13 protein-coding genes are annotated in these 14,967 nt (G+C 68.7%); 6 read left to right on the top strand and 7 right to left on the bottom strand.

What is annotated here, in order from left to right:
- Positions 1-11: 11 nt before the first annotated feature.
- Positions 12-1,001 (top strand): LLM class F420-dependent oxidoreductase, encoded by a 990-nt coding sequence (locus tag QE449_RS21260; protein ID WP_027506666.1) that lies wholly within the window; start codon positions 12-14, stop codon positions 999-1,001.
- Between the two features lie 12 nt (positions 1,002-1,013).
- Here QE449_RS21260 and QE449_RS21255 read toward each other — a convergent pair whose 3' ends face one another.
- The 5 genes from QE449_RS21255 to QE449_RS21235 form a co-directional block, all read right to left on the bottom strand.
- Positions 1,014-2,405: a nucleobase:cation symporter-2 family protein gene (locus QE449_RS21255; RefSeq protein ID WP_082544397.1), complete on the bottom strand. Its 1,392-nt coding sequence runs from the start codon at positions 2,403-2,405 to the stop codon at positions 1,014-1,016.
- A gap of 78 nt (positions 2,406-2,483) precedes the next feature.
- Positions 2,484-2,762: a hypothetical protein gene (locus QE449_RS21250; protein WP_027506667.1), complete on the bottom strand. Its 279-nt coding sequence runs from the start codon at positions 2,760-2,762 to the stop codon at positions 2,484-2,486.
- A gap of 13 nt (positions 2,763-2,775) precedes the next feature.
- Positions 2,776-4,338 carry a TPM domain-containing protein gene (locus QE449_RS21245; RefSeq protein WP_307109636.1) on the bottom strand — a complete coding sequence of 521 codons (1,563 nt, stop codon included), beginning with the start codon at positions 4,336-4,338 and terminating at the stop codon, positions 2,776-2,778.
- A gap of 51 nt (positions 4,339-4,389) precedes the next feature.
- Positions 4,390-6,657 (bottom strand): FGGY family carbohydrate kinase, encoded by a 2,268-nt coding sequence (locus tag QE449_RS21240; RefSeq protein ID WP_307109772.1) that lies wholly within the window; start codon positions 6,655-6,657, stop codon positions 4,390-4,392.
- A gap of 2 nt (positions 6,658-6,659) precedes the next feature.
- Complete coding sequence (locus tag QE449_RS21235; RefSeq protein WP_307109635.1) at positions 6,660-7,691, bottom strand: LacI family DNA-binding transcriptional regulator; 1,032 nt, start codon at positions 7,689-7,691, stop codon at positions 6,660-6,662.
- 75 nt (positions 7,692-7,766) lie between these two features.
- Here QE449_RS21235 and QE449_RS21230 point away from each other — a divergent pair, with 75 nt between their 5' ends.
- Positions 7,767-8,984 carry an HAD-IA family hydrolase gene (locus QE449_RS21230; RefSeq protein WP_307109634.1) on the top strand — a complete coding sequence of 406 codons (1,218 nt, stop codon included), beginning with the start codon at positions 7,767-7,769 and terminating at the stop codon, positions 8,982-8,984.
- On the opposite strand, the gene QE449_RS21225 is transcribed toward QE449_RS21230, so the two are convergent.
- Both QE449_RS21225 and QE449_RS21220 read right to left on the bottom strand, forming a co-directional pair.
- Complete coding sequence (locus QE449_RS21225) at positions 8,973-9,983, bottom strand: LacI family DNA-binding transcriptional regulator (RefSeq protein ID WP_307109633.1); 1,011 nt, start codon at positions 9,981-9,983, stop codon at positions 8,973-8,975. The two genes, QE449_RS21230 and QE449_RS21225, sit on opposite strands and share 12 nt — an antisense overlap.
- A 40-nt stretch (positions 9,984-10,023) precedes the next feature.
- Positions 10,024-10,764: an SDR family oxidoreductase gene (locus QE449_RS21220; RefSeq protein ID WP_307109632.1), complete on the bottom strand. Its 741-nt coding sequence runs from the start codon at positions 10,762-10,764 to the stop codon at positions 10,024-10,026.
- 369 nt (positions 10,765-11,133) lie between these two features.
- Here QE449_RS21220 and QE449_RS21215 point away from each other — a divergent pair, with 369 nt between their 5' ends.
- The 4 genes from QE449_RS21215 (at position 11,134) to QE449_RS21200 (ending at position 14,803) form a co-directional block, all read left to right on the top strand.
- Positions 11,134-11,892, top strand: a complete 759-nt coding sequence (locus tag QE449_RS21215) for a nucleoside/nucleotide kinase family protein (RefSeq protein WP_081821395.1) — start codon at positions 11,134-11,136, stop codon at positions 11,890-11,892.
- A complete protein-coding gene (locus tag QE449_RS21210; protein ID WP_027506672.1) occupies positions 11,889-12,668 on the top strand; it encodes an ATP-binding cassette domain-containing protein in 780 nt (259 codons plus the stop codon). The genes QE449_RS21215 and QE449_RS21210 overlap by 4 nt, the downstream gene beginning before the upstream one ends.
- The gene (locus QE449_RS21205) at positions 12,665-13,762 is read left to right on the top strand and encodes an ABC transporter permease (RefSeq protein ID WP_027506673.1); all 1,098 of its coding nucleotides are present in this window, start codon (positions 12,665-12,667) and stop codon (positions 13,760-13,762) included. The genes QE449_RS21210 and QE449_RS21205 overlap by 4 nt, the downstream gene beginning before the upstream one ends.
- Positions 13,763-13,834: 72 nt before the next feature.
- Positions 13,835-14,803, top strand: coding sequence for an ABC transporter substrate-binding protein (locus tag QE449_RS21200; RefSeq protein WP_056443334.1), 969 nt, complete (start codon positions 13,835-13,837; stop codon positions 14,801-14,803).
- Positions 14,804-14,967: the final 164 nt, after the last annotated feature.

Genomic DNA, 14,967 nt, shown 5'->3' with positions numbered 1-14,967 from the left:
GACCCACGCCCATGACACGTTTCGGCTACACCCTCATGACCGAGCAGAGCGGACCGAAGCAGCTCGTCGACTACGCCGTGAAGGCGGAGGACGTCGGGTTCGACTTCGAGGTGTCCAGCGATCACTACTCACCCTGGTTGTCGTCGCAGGGACACGCGTCCTACGCCTGGACGATGCTCGGCGCGGTGGCGCAGGCGACGTCCCGAGTCGGCCTCTACACGTACGTGACCTGCCCCATCATCAGGTACCACCCGGCGATAGTCGCGCAGAAGGCGGCAACGCTGCAGATCCTCGCCGACGGCCGTTTCACGCTGGGCCTGGGAAGCGGCGAGAACCTGAACGAGCACGTCGTCGGCGAGGGTTGGCCCTCGGTGGACAAGCGTCAGGACATGTTCGAGGAAGCGGTCAAAATCATCCGGCAACTTCAGTCGGGTGAACTGATCACGTGGCAGGGCGAGCACTACCGCGTCGACTCGGCGCGCCTGTGGGACACCCCCGAACACCCGCTCGAGATCGGCATCGCGGTCTCGGGGTCGAAGTCGATCGAGCGGTTCGCGCCGCTCGGCGACCACATGATCTCGACGGAGCCGAAGTCCGAGCTGGTCGAGGGCTGGGACAAGGCCAGGCACATCGGCACGGGCCTGAACCGGGAGTCGAAGAAGATCGGTCAGATCCCCATCTGCTGGGGTCCGGACGAGAAGGCGGCCACCGAGCTCGCGCACGACCAGTTCCGCTGGTTCGCAGGTGGGTGGGCCGTGAACGCGGACCTGCCGACGACGGCCGGCTTCGCGGGTGCGACACAGTTCGTCCGGCCGGAGGACGTGGCCGGAACCATCCCCTGCGGACCGGATCTCGATGCGATCGTCGAGAAGGTGGCGCCCTACTGGGAGGCCGGTTTCACCGACATCGCACTCGTGCAGGTCGGCGACGAGACCCAGGAGCGCTTCCTTGCCGAGGCCGCCGGGCCACTGCTCGAGAAGCTCCGCGCAGCGTCGTCCTGACCGACGGATCGATCAGAGCGCCGGTCCACGCACAGCGTCGTGGGCCGGCGGATCCGTGTCGGTGGACAGCTTGTCGCGCAACGACTCCGAGTTCAGCAGCATGTTCAGGACCACCGCGCACAGCGCACCCGCGCTGATGCCGGAATGGAAGATGGTCTGGAACCAGTCGGGGAACCGGTCGTAGAGGTCCGGCGACACCGTGGGCAACAGTCCGACGCCCACCGCGACGGCGACCACCAGGATGTTCGTGTTGTTGAACGACACCTGCGCGAGCGTGCGGACGCCACTCGCGGCCACCATGCCGAACAGTGCGATGCCCGCGCCACCGAGCACGGGAAGCGGCACACCCTCCACCACGGCACCGAGTTTCGGCAGCAACCCCAGCAGGATGAGGATGCCGCCGGCGAACGTGGCCACATGGCGGGTCTTGACGCCCGTGATCGCCACCAGCCCCACGTTCTGCGCGAACGCCGTGTACGGGAACGTGTTGAAGATGCCGCCGAGCATCGTCGACAGGCCGTCGGCGCGCAGACCGTCGGCCAGACGGCGAGGCGGAACCTTCTTGTCGACGATCTCGCCGACAGCGATGATGTCGCCCGTGGTCTCGGTCATGATGACCAGCGCGACGATGCACATGGTGATGATCGCGCTGACCTCGAACGTCGGGAATCCGAAGTGGAACGGCGTGGTCACGCCGACCCAGTCCTGTTCCCGCACACCACTGAAGTCGGTCATGCCCAGCGGGATCGCGATGACGGTGCCGGCGACGAGTCCGAGCAGGATGCTCAGTCGCTTGGCGGCCGGGGGAGCAAACCGTTCGATCAGCAGGATGATCAGCAACGTGAGTGCGCCCATCCCGATGTACTTCGGATCACCGAAGTCCTCGGATCCCGTTCCGCCGCCGAACCATCCGGCCGCCACCGGCATCAGCGACAGGCCGATGATCAGGATGACCGTGCCCGTGACCAGAGGCGGGAACAGGTGGAGCAGCTTCGCGAACACCGGCGCCAGCGCCATCATGAACACGCCGGACGCGATCACGGAACCGTAGATGGCGGTGACGCCGTACTGCGAGCCGATGGCGATCATCGGCGTCACCGCGGCGAACGTGCAGCCCTGCATCAGCGGTAGTCGTACCCCGAAGCGCCAGAACCCGACCGCCTGGATCAGTGTCGCGATCCCGGCGACGAACAGGTCGGCCGTGATGAGGTACGGCAGGTCGCTCGACTGCAGTTCCCCCGCAGCGACCAGGGCGCTGCCGACGATGAGAGGGACGGCGACCGCGCCCGCGTACATCGCGAGCACGTGCTGCAAGCCGAGTGGAGCCAGCACCGACAGCGGGGGAATGTGGTCGACCGGATGCGTGCCCGCCCGACCGCGAGTGAACCTCGACAACGACACCATGGGACACAGTGTCGGCCCTGCCCGTGTCGTTCGTCGGTCTTCTCGGTTTCCGCGCCGTTACGGCGGCACTCCGTCGGCTCAGAGGGTGGTGGCGGCGAAGGACACGAAGACGACGAACAGTGCGGCGCCGCCCAGCGCGGCTCCGATCATCGCCTCGCGGCCGTTGGTGGCCGTGCCGTCCTCGTCCCGGCCGATACCGACCCATCCGCACACCACCGCGAGGATGCCGGTGGGCACCGCGACGATGTCTCCCACGAAGGGCACGAACGCGCAGACCAGCGCGACGATGCCCGCGACCAGCGCGCTGCTGCCCGCGCCGTTGCGATACGCGGGACGTGATGACGGAGTGTCGGTCACACCCGGAATGGTCTCAGGTGCTCCCCGCGGCGCCGCCACCGCCACCCGCGCCGGCCCCGGACACCGTGCCGGCGCTGCTGTTGGTCGAGGTGAACACCGAGGAGAAGACGACCCAGTTCAGCAGTGCCGGGTCCGAGGCGTGCAGTGATCCGGACGGCGAGGCGAAGGCACGCAGCGTCGTTCCGCCGTCCACGTCCGTGGCCGCCTCGAGGCGCTTCGTGAACGTGGAGCCGAGCCCCAGCGCGACGATGTCGGGCAGTGCGTCGTCCAGATCGAGCGAGGAGTCGTCGTCCTTTCCGGACTGCTTCAACCCGTCACGGTAGGCCTCCCAGGGACGAGCGGCGTCGAGACCGGCAGCCGAGAATCGCGAGTAGGCGACCGTCATGACGAGGCCGGCGATCAGCAGGATCCCGCCGGGAATCGCGGCGACCAGCATGATCGGGGCCCCGGAAGCAGCGACCACGCCTGCGCCCACCATGACTGCACCGCCGAGAAGTGCCAGTCCGACCAGACCCCAGCGTGGTCCGGCCGTGCCGTGGCGCACCCACCCGTTCGCCTCGAGGTGCGCGTCGACGACGGCCTTCGTCGCGCCGTGACCCTGCGCGAGCTTCGTGAGCGCGGCGCTGTCCACCACGTCGCCCTCGGCCTTCTCGGACAGCATGGTCCAGACGGCGTCCTGCACGTCGCCGCGTACCTTGCCGCGGTCGAGCAGTCGGACTCGGAGCGTGTCCTTGCCACGTTTCTTCGACCCGGAACCCGGCTCGGACTCGAGAGCCACTGCGTCGGCCGCCGCGAGTGCCAGCAGCGTGGCCGGCACCGCACTCGCCTGCGCGCTCCGATGGACCAGAGCCGTGACGATCGCGGGATCGGTGGTGTGATCGGGTCGGTAGGTCGTCGGAGGCTGCGCCGACACCGTGGGCCGCGAACGGCGACGGTAGATCTGCGCCGCGCCCGCGGAGCCGACCAGCACGACGGCGAGACCGGTCCACGGGAGCCACGTCGACCCCGGTCCGGCGGCGAACTCGTCGAGCGCCGTCACCGGTGGCCCGACCAGGATGGAGGACTCCAGCCGGTCGATGCCGTTCGTCAGACTGTCCGCGACGTCACCGTCGCGCAGCGGCGGCACCAGGGCGTCCTCGATGATCGCTTCCTGCTCGTCGCGGGGAACATTGCCGTCGTCGAAGGTGGAACCGAGGAAGATCCCGGCCCGAGCCTCGTCGTCGGTACCGGGCTCGCGGTTGATCAGGATGGCACCGGCGACGTCCTGATCGACGTCCGCCGTCGACACCCACGCCTGCTGGAGTGCCTCCACCTGATCGAGGGTGTCGTCCGAGTCGGCGTCCAGTTCGCGGACGTACGCGACGACGTCGGCCCCGGTCTCGGCGCGCAGCGCGTCGAGTCGCTGCTCCAGCGCCTCGACGTCGGCCGGACCCAGCGAGTCCCCGGTGCGGTCGTACACGCGTTGACCGACCGTGAGCCCGTCGAACTGTGTGTCACCGGAGCTGTCGGAGCAACCGGCGAGACCGAGCACTGCTGTCGCCGCGATGAACGCGACCGCGAACCGGAACCGTGTCATGCCGTCATGATAGGCAGACTCGACGGTCCGGTATCGCGTGTCGCGTGTCGGTCAGCGGTTGTCGACGGCCTCGGCCAGCTCGCGCAGGCGCGGCAGCGCGCGGTCCGTCAGCAGCTGCTCGCGGGTGTCGGCCGAGACGGCCATGCTGTCCTTCCAGAGGGAGCGACCCGCCATCGCGCCGCTGGCGCCGTTCGCCACGGCGGTGCGCACCTGCTCGATGAACGTCTCGTGATCCACACCGGCGGACAGGACGGCCCACGGCACGCCGTTCGCGGCGGCGGTCACGGCGGCACAGGCTTCGGCCGATCCGGGGTACTGCAGCTTGAGCACCTTGGCACCGCACTCGACGGAGATGCGGGCGGACTCGGCCACGAGGGACGGGAAGCGCTCCGCGTAGTCGACGGCCGATTCGCCCTCGAGCCGGTACGTGAGGATCTCGACGATCAGCAGCAGACCCTCGGCCGAGCACGCCTTCACCAGTTCGGCGATCTCCTGGCCGACCCGCGAGTCCGCCGTCTGACGGTCGGGGCGCATGTACCACAACATCTTCGCGACATCGCCGCCCAGATCGCGCACCACGCGCGGGGTGACGCCGTCGACGAAGCGGGTGAACTTCAGGCCGTCCACGGTCTCGAATCCCGAGGCGTCCATCCCGACCACGAGCGCGGTGTCCCGCGACAACGTGCCCTCGTCGACGACGCGGGGGAGCGCCACCTCCGGGTCGAGCAGGATGGCGGGAGCGTGGTTGCCGAGGTACCTCACGAGATCGCCCTTGGCATCGGCGAGTTGATCCTTCGAGATGGAGTCCGGACCGTCCGGGGCGTCGTTCATGACGGCCTTCATGCCGTTGCGCTGGTCGCCGGCCACGATCAGCATGTTGCCGTTCGCAGTGGAGATGGCGGCCATGCCGCGTCGTTCCAGTGTGGTGAGGTCGTTCATGTCGGAGCTCCTGTCGGTGGTGCGAGGTGGGGTTCGGTCGCTCGAGTCGAGCAGTCTGGAGGCGAACAGGGCTGCGCCGTAGGCGGTGTCCTGTGTTCGGCCGGAGGTGGTGATGTCGGGCAGGACGGCGGCGCGGGCGTCGCGGACGCAGGCCATGCTCGCCCAGCCACCGGTGAGGATGCTGCGCCGTGCGGGCGGGACCTCACGGTCGAGCGCGGCGACCAGCAGGGCCACCTCGTCGTTCCCGTGGAGCAGCACGGCGCGGAAGAGTTCGGCGGCGTCCACCCCGTCGGTCCGGATGGTCAGTGCGAGCACACCGTCGTCGTTGCGTGCACCGGAGACGGTGACACCACCCTCGGCGACGGATCCCGCGGACGGCAGTGCCTGCACGCGCTGGTCCAGCCCGTCCCGCCCGGCGCGATCGGTGATGTCGCACAACTGCAGTGCGCGGCGCATGAGCAGTCCCGACTTCACACCGGCCACCAGCACGTACTTGCCGGGCACGACGTGGCGGACCGAGTTGATCAGGTGCTCGGCCAGTCGCGCGCGACTGGCCGCGGACGGTGGCGTGTCCAGGACGCGCAACAACACCTCCGCGGTACCCATCGAGACGAGGTAGGTGTCGTCGGCGATGTCGCCGCCGGACACCGCGGACACGAGGTGGTCGTGGCCCGCGACCGTGAGGGCGGCCCCGCGTACGAGCTCGGGAAGCCATGGCGCCGAGGCGAATCCGAGTGCGGTGCCGGCAGCGACGAGCGGCGGGAGGAAGGTGTCGTCGACACCGAGGTGCGCCAGCATGTCCCGCCAGGGGGCGCCGGTGTCCTGGTCGAGCAGCCCCGTTCGCGACGCCAGCGAGTACTCGCTGACAGCCCGTCCGCCGAGAGCGGCGACGACGAACGCGGGCAGATCCAGCCATCGGAGTCCGGTGAGGTCCAGTCCGCCGGACTGCAGATGCAGGATCTTCGCGACCGAGACCTGCACCCCGAGAGGGATTCCCGTGGTCGCTGCGAACGCGGCCCGCAGCGGCTCGGGCAGGGCGGCGACCTGCTCCCCGCCGCGCGGGTCGAACCACGCGAACGACGGCGCCACGACCTCCAGCCCTGCGTCGACGAGGAAGCCCGTCTCGCCCATGCCCGAGACGGCGACGGCATCGAGCCGGGCGTTCGGATCACCGGTGACGTCCGGCAGTCGGCGCGCGACGATCTCCACCAGGTGACGCACGGTGTCGAGGAGATCGTCCGCCGCCATGTCGGTGGTACCGCCGGCCCCGTGCGTCCAGGGAGTGGCGAGTTGCTCGATCAGGACCTCGGAACCCGAGGAGTCGCTGACGAGGATCTTGATTCCGGTGCTGCCGAGGTCGAGACCGGCGACGAGGGACATGCTCACGGGCGGTACCGCTTTCCAGCGCTGGGGGACTGTCGATTCGGGGGAGCGAGATGCGAGCTGCGCTCGACGAGAGACGTGTCGGCGAGGCCGGCCACGGCGTCGAGGGTGGGATCGTCGAAACGCAGCAGCAGACGGTCGAACGCCGCGGCTCCGATCTCGTACGGGTTCTGGTCGATGCAGGTGACGGGCGGATCGACGGCGTCGGCCAGAGCGAAGCTGCCGAACGACACCATGGCCACGTCCGTGCGGTGGATCTCGTGCAGGACCGACACGACGGCACTGGCGTGGCGGGCGTTGGAGACGAACAGCGCCGTGGGGGGTTCGGGAAGGGCGAGCAGGTCGAGCACCACCGGGCGCACCGCGTCCGGCGACGGCGCCACTTCGGGAATGCCGTCGCCCGGGGCGCTGAGACCGTTCTCGGTGAGGACGTCGACGTACGCGTCGCGTCGACGTTGCGCCGTCTGCAGTCGCGCATCGTGACCGACGAGGGCGATCCGCCGGTGCCCCGCGTCGACCAGCACCCGGACGGCGCGTCGAGCCGCCGAGTAGTCGTCGACGGTGACGGAGTCGAAACCCGGGATCGAGCGGTCGACGGTCACCACCGGCAGGGTGTGGCGGCGCGGGGTGAGGAACGACGAGTGATCGCCGACGGGGGCGAGCACGATGCCGCGCACGTGTTGACCGGCGAGGCGGGTGAGTTGCGACAGTTCGCGCTCGGGATCGAACCCGGTGCTGCCGACCATGACTCCCATGCCGCGATCGAGCGCACGCTCCTCGATCGCGCGTACCAGGGAGGCGAAGAAGATGTCGTCGATGGAGTCGACCACGATGCCGATGGTGGTGCCGGATCCGGACTTCAGTGATCGTGCGGCGGAGTTGGGAACGTAGTTCAGTTCCGCCACCGCCGCTTCGACGCGCTCGCGCAGCTCGGGGAGCACCGTGTCGACACCGTTGACCACGCGCGAGACAGTCTTGAAGCTGACGCCTGCCAGTGCGGCGACGTCCTTGATGCTGGCGCGGTGGGTCACGGGAGAACTCTCGATAGAGGGTGGGTGACGGTCCGGCATTGCTGCGAGACAACGTTGTCTTCTATGATCGTCATCGTGCACACCTCCTGTCAAGAGATCGCGTGGAACAGCGGCCCGCACGTGGTGATCGCCGGGGTCGCCGGCAGTGGCAAGTCGACCCTCGGAGCAGCGGTCGCCCATGATCTCGCAGCGCCGTTGCTCGACCTCGACACCCTGACGGCGCCGCTGCTCGACGTGCTGAGTCCGCTGCTGGGCAGTGGACACTGGAACGACTCCGGCGACGCGGCGCCCCTGATCCGTGCCGGTCGATATGCCGTGATGCGTTCCGTCGCAGAAGAACTGACGTCGGTGGGCGTGCGGTCCGTGATGGTCGCGCCGTTCACCCGCGAACTGCAGGGTGGTGACGAGTGGGCGGCTCTTCTCGAGTCCGTGGCCCCTGCGCCGGTGGTCGTCGTCCATGTCGACGGCAGCGAGGCGTTGCTCGCCCGGCGCCGCGCGGACCGCGGTCTGGACCGGGATCGCCACCGCGCCGACACGCCGCACTCGAGCCCCACGGTCCCGCATCTGCGCGTCGACGCGTCTCTGACCACCGCGCAGCAACTGTTCCGTGTCCGCCGGGCGCTGGGACTGGTGTCCCCGCCCGCGGAACGGGGTGGTGTCGTCGGGCGGACGTTCGACGCGATGCTGTTCGACCTCGACGGCACTCTCGTCGACTCCACGGCGGCCGTCGCGCGGTGCTGGGCCCAGGTCGGCGACGAGTACGGATTCGCGGTCGCGGACATCGCGCACGGAATGACGGCGGCGGAGTCGATGGCGCTGCTTCTCGGCGACGTGGAGGGGCCGGCAGCGGCGCTGCGGCTCGGTGATCTGGAGACCCGCGACGTGGCCGACGTGGTCCCCACCCCCGGTGCGCTGGAGATGTTCTCGGCACTGCCCGCCTCGCGGGTGGCGATCGTGACGTCGGGTGCACCCCCTGTGGCGCACGCCCGTCTCGCAGCGGCGGGTCTGGCCGCACCCACCGCGATGGTGACCTCTGCGGACGTGGCACACAGCAAGCCGGACCCGGAGCCCTATCTCCTCGCGGCGCGCACGCTCGGGATCGATCCGAGCCGCTGCCTGGTCGTCGAGGACGCGCCCGCCGGAGTGCGATCGGCACGGGCCGCGGGCTGCACGGTGATCGGTGTGGGAGGCACGCACGACCGAGCCGACCTGGACGCGGACCTGCAGGTCGACACCCTGGATCAGCTGACGGTCACCCTCGCCGAGGGAGGCGTCACCGTGTCACTGCGGTGACGCGGCGCCGTCGGGGAGCGTGCACGATTCCCTCTCGATCAGCTCGACTCCGAGCACGTTGCGGCGGCGGTAACGCCGGCGCGGGTTCTCGATGCGTCCGAGAATGCGATCGATCGCTTGGAGCCCGAGTTCGGCTGGGTTCTGGTCGATCACGGTGACGGGCGGGCACAGAGCGTCGGCCAGCGGGAAGTCGCCGAAGCCGACGTACGCGGGGCGCGTCGCTCCGCGCTTCTGCAGTTCGGGCACGCACGCCATCGCGGTGCGGGCGTTGGACAGGAACAGCGCCGTGGGCGGCGCGGAGGAGTCGAGCAGTGTGCGCATCGCCTCCCGTGCCTGATCGCGGCCGAGGACTCCGGTGACGACCAACGTGTCGTCGTACTCGATCCCGTTGCTCTCCAGCGCATCTCGATACCCGGAGAGGCGGTTGAACGCGGTGCTGATGGAGATGTCGTCGCCGACCAGAGCGATGCGCCGGTGGCCCCGATCGAGAAGATGGGTGGTGGCCGTCCAGGCACCGCCGTGATCGTCGTCGACGAACGTGTCGGCGGTGAGCCCGGAGGGCGCGCGGTCCACGAACACGGTGGGGGTGCGCTCGGCCCACCGCTTGAGATAGGCGTGGTCGGTACCGATGGGCGCGATCACCAGGCCGCTGAGTTGTCTGCGCAGGAGCGATTCCACCAGTGAGCTCTCGAGGGACGCGTCGTTACCGAGGCTGGTCATGATGACGGCCATGTCGTGCAGCCGGGCTCGGTTCTCCACCGCACGCGCGATCGACGCGAAGAAGGGATCGTCGATGTCCGGAACGGCGACCCCGATGGCACCGGTGTGGCCGGCGCGGAACGACGTCGCGATGGTGTTGGGAACGTAGTTCAACGATTCGAGCGCCGCGTTGACCCGAGCGCGAGTCTCGGGATCGACGTGCGGATCGTCGTTGTAGACACGGGACACCGTCTTCGCGCTGACGTTGGCCAGTGTCGCGACATCCTGCATCGTGGTCATCGGGCCACCTTCTTCGTACGTGCCGGGACAGTATGACGGGTCAGCGGCTGGTGTACCCGCCGTCGACCGGAAGAGACACCCCGGTGATCATCGAGGCGTCGTCGCTGAGCAGGAACGCGATGGGGGCCGCGATCTCGGCCTCGGTGGCCCACCGACCGAGCGGCATCTGCGACAGGAACGGGCCCTCGATCTCCGGGCGCCCCCAGTAGAAGGCGGACATCTCCGTCATGACGACGGTGGGATTGACGCTGTTGACCCGGATGCCGTGCTTCCCGAGTTCCAGTGCCGCGACGCGAGTGATGTTGTCCAGGGCCGCTTTCGAGGATCCGTACGAGATGTGTCCGGGGAGCGCTGCGAGCGATGCCTGGCTCGAGACGTTGACGATGGCCCCGGCTCCGGCGGCGATCATCGCGGGAGCCGCGTACTTGATGACGAGGAGGCTGCCGCGCGCGTTGATGGAGATGACCTTGTCGAAGATGTCGATGTCGGTGTCCTGGGGGGTGGCGATCTCGCCGCCGAAGCCGCCGCAGTTGACCACGCCGTAGAGCTCGAGGCCCGACAGGGCCTCACGGATGCTGTCCTCCGACGTGAGGTCGAACGGCAGCGGACGTGCGCCGGTCTCCTCCTGCAGAGCAGCGAGCGCGGCCTCGTTCCGTCCGGACGCGATGACGTCGGCGCCGTCGGCGACGAGGCGCCGCACTGTGGCGGCGCCGATACCGCCGCTGGCCCCGGTGACGAGGATCGTGCGGCCCCTGAACTTCGACGGGGAACTCTGCGACATGTCGGTTCTGCCTTCTGGGGAGTCGTGGGTGTGGCGGTGGTGCGATGTCATCGATGTCATGTCCTCCGTTGCGGTGGTCCATGACATCGATGACACGGACCGTACGTCACCGTGTGTAATTCTGCGCCCGATTGCCGAAAAACATCGCTGAACTGCACTGATCCTTCTCTCAGGAGTGTCCTCCACGAATCGGGGACGCTCGACCGATCGGTGCCCATGTCACCGATGACATGAATTTTCGCGAAACGCGTGACACGGCGAGTTGCGTGGGTCACACTGATCCGCATCGCGATGCGGCTCGGGCCGCACGACGACCCGCCCCCACGAAGGTCGGGTCGATCGAGTTCCGCGATTCGACGAGGGACGGACATGTACGCAGCTTCGAACGACGCCGGCACGCCGGACGGCCGCGAGGACCGTCGGCGCTACGCGCCGGCCGATCTCACCGAGATGGTGAGCCACCTGGCGTCCGTGCTGCGCGACGGATCCGGCGGTCGCCGGCTGCTGGGTGTCACCGGTGCACCGGGCGCGGGCAAGTCGACCTTCTGCGCACTGCTTCAGGCGGAACTCGGTACCGACTCCACGCTGGTGGGGATGGACGCGTTCCACCTCGCCGACGAGGAGCTGATCCGGCTCGGGCGCCGTGGACGCAAGGGTGCGCCCGACACCTTCGACGTCGACGGATACGTCGCGCTCCTGCGCCGCCTGCGGAACCAGACGGCGGAGACGATCTACGCACCGCGGTTCGAGCGGTCGATCGAGGCCGCGATCGCCGGCGCCGTCCCCGTGCAGCGCGACACCGCGATGGTGATCACCGAGGGCAATTACCTCCTGCTCGACGACGGCGGGTGGGGCGCGGTGCGCTCGGAACTCGACGAGGTCTGGTACCTCGACGTTCCGACGACGGTGCGCGCGGAACGACTCGTGGCCCGACACCGACACCACGGCAAGTCGCGTGCGGACGCCGAGCAGTGGACCCGCGACGTCGACCTCCGCAACGCGGAGATCGTGGCCGCGGCGGCCCGCCGCGCCGACCTGATCATCGAGGTGCCGAACGACCCGCTTCTCGCACCCGCTCACGACACCGACTCATCACGCGACACCGACTCATCCGAGGAGCTCTCATGAGCAACCACCCCGACGGCGCCACGCCCGTCCTCGAGGCACGCGGGCTCTCCCGCAGCTTCGGGAACGTGCGCGCGCTCGACGACGCCGATTTCGACATCTACGCGGGCGAGGTGGTCGCACTCATCGGCGACAACGGCGCCGGCAAGTCGACGATGGTCAAGGCGCTGTCCGGCAGCCTGGCGCTGGACTCCGGCGAGATCCTCTACGACGGCGTGACCGTCGACCTGGACAACCCCACCGCAGCAGCAGATCTGGGCATCGAGACGGTGTTCCAGGACCTGGCGCTCGCTCCGCACCTCAACGCGGCCCAGAACATGTTCCTGGGGCGCGAGATTCCCGCGGCGGGCCTGCTGGGCAAGCTCGGCTTCCTGAACACGGCCGAGATGCGCACGCAGTCGCGTGCGGCGCTCGACGAACTGGGGGCCACCGTCCGCAGCCTCACCGATCCGGTCGGAGCCATGTCCGGTGGCCAGCAGCAGGCCATCGCCATCGCCCGCGCCGTGGCCTGGGCCAAGGGTGTGGTGTTCCTCGACGAACCCACCGCCGCACTCGGCGTGGTCCAGACCCGCAACGTGCTCGACACCATTCGTCGAGTGGCCGACAAGGGCGTCGCCGTGGTGTTCATCAGCCACTCGATGCCGCACGTCATGGAGGTCGCCGACCGCGTCCAGGTATTGCGCCTGGGCAAGCGCGTCGCGACGCTCGATGCCAAGAACACGACCATGGAAGCACTCGTCGGCGCGATGACCGGCGCGACGGTGGGAGCCGCGAGATGAGCAATCAGACCTTGCCGAAATCAGCGGGATCCTCGGCCCCCGAACCGTCGTCGAACGGCAGCTCGTTCGATCTGCGGAGCAGCCTCGCCGGCCTCGCCCGTGTCCAGGTGTTCCAGATCGTCATCGTGCTGCTGGCGATCAGCATCCTGTTCTCGATTCTCGCGCCGAACAGTTTCCCCGAGTGGGGCAACATCCGGCAGATCATCCAGAACGTCTCGATCCTCGCCGTCCTCGGCATCGGGATGACGTTCGTCATCGTCACCAGCGGTATCGATCTCTCCATCGGCTCTGTCCTCGTCTTCTCCGGCGTCGTCGCCGCGAAGGTGATGCGGGCCGTCGGCGGCGAGGGCTGGAGTGTGGCCGTCATCGGTATCCTCGTGGCCGTCGCCTGCGGGCTGGCGTGGGGGCTGCTCAACGGGTTCCTCATCGGTATCGCGAAGGTGCCTCCGTTGATCGCGACGCTGGGTACGCTCGGCGGCGCACTGGGTCTCGCCCAGGTCATCACCGGTGGTGTCGACATCCGCGACGTGCCGCCGGTGCTGGTCGACACGATCGGCTACGGCAACGTGCCCGCGACCACCATCCCGCTCATCTCCTTCATCGCCCTGGTGTTCGTCATCGTGTTCGGTATCGTGCTGCACCGCACAAGGTTCGGCCTGCACACCTTCGCTGTCGGGTCCAAGGAGCAGTCCGCCCGGCGCGTCGGCATCAAGGTCGACCTGCACCTGATCAAGGTCTACGCGCTGTCCGGCACGCTCGCCGGTCTCGCGGGCATCCTGTCGCTCTCGCAGTACGGCACCACGGCCATCGCCGGCCAGTCGCAGACCAACCTCAACGTCATCGCCGCGGTCGTCATCGGCGGCACCAGCCTCTTCGGCGGTGTGGGCACCATGTTCGGCACCGTCATCGGACTCTTCATTCCCGCCGTGCTCCAGAACGGCTTCGTCATCGTCGGTGTGCAGCCCTTCTGGCAGCAGGTCGCCGTCGGTGCCGTGCTCATCGCCGCCGTGTACTTCGATCAACGCCGCCGAGCCGCCGCCACCCGCGGGGCGTCGACGTCTTCACTGAAACGACTGTGGGCTCGAAACCCCTGACGTACCACCGTCGCTCGGCCTCATCGCACACTCCACTCACCACGCTCGGCCTACCGGAAAGATCACTCACCCATGCGTACATCCCGGACCGTCGCCGCCGCTGCGCTGGCAGCCGCGTCACTCTCCACGTTCGTGCTCGCCGGCTGTTCGTCCGACTCGGGCGGCGGTGAGAAGAAGCTCGCGTTCATCCAGGGCGTCAGCGGCGACGAGTTCTACATCAGCATGCAGTGCGGCATCCAGGACGCCGCTCAGGCCGCCGGTTACACGGTCGACGTCCAGGGTCCCGCCAAGTTCGACCCGACCCTGCAGAAGCCGATCGTCGATTCGGTCGTCGCCTCTCGTCCCGCCGCGATTCTCATCGCCCCCACCGACGTGTCCGCGATGCAGGCACCGCTCGACGCCGCCGCGCAGGCCGGAATCAAGGTCGTCCTCGTCGACACGACGCTCGAGGATCCGTCGAAGGCCGTGTCGGCCATCTCGTCGGACAACGAGGGCGGCGGCGCCGAGGCGTTCAACGCGATCGAGGGGTTGAACCCGAACGGCGGCAAGGTCATCGTCATCTCCACCGACCCCGGCGTCTCCACCACCGACGCCCGCGTCAAGGGATTCGAGGATGCGGCCGCGGGCAACTCGGCCTTCCAGTACCTCGGAGTGCAGTACAGCCACAACGATCCGGCCGAGGCCGCTCGTCTGATCTCCGCCGCCATCGCCAAGGACCCCGACATCGTCGGTGTCTTCGCCACCAACACCTTCGCCGCGGAGGGCACCGCGACCGGCGTCCGCCAGACCGGGAAGCAGGAGCAGGTCAAGATCGTCGGCTTCGACGCCGGCCCCGCCCAGGTGAAGCAGCTGCGCGAGGGAACGGTCCAGGCGCTCATCGCCCAGCAGCCGGCCACCATCGGCACCGACGGCGTCGAGCAGGCCGTCGCCTCGCTCGAGGACAAGCCCACCGAGAAGGACATCTCGACCGGCTTCCACGTCATCACCGCGGACACGATCGACGGCGACGGCGCGCAGTACGTGTACAAGTCGGCCTGCTGACCGGCCGTCCCCAGCTGCGGTGGCGCTCTTCTGTCTCACCGGCTCGATCCCGGTGAACGGGAGCGCCACCGCGTTCCACGTCGTACCACTCGAAAGGCACCGCTGCCGTGACCATCTCGATCCAGGACGCCCTCACCGCACCGCCTGCGGGCGTGACGGTTCCG

Origin of the sequence: Rhodococcus sp. SORGH_AS_0303, from assembly GCF_030819335.1 — a bacterium.
Classification (GTDB): domain Bacteria; phylum Actinomycetota; class Actinomycetes; order Mycobacteriales; family Mycobacteriaceae; genus Rhodococcoides.
This window is presented reverse-complemented; position numbering and strand designations above follow the sequence as displayed.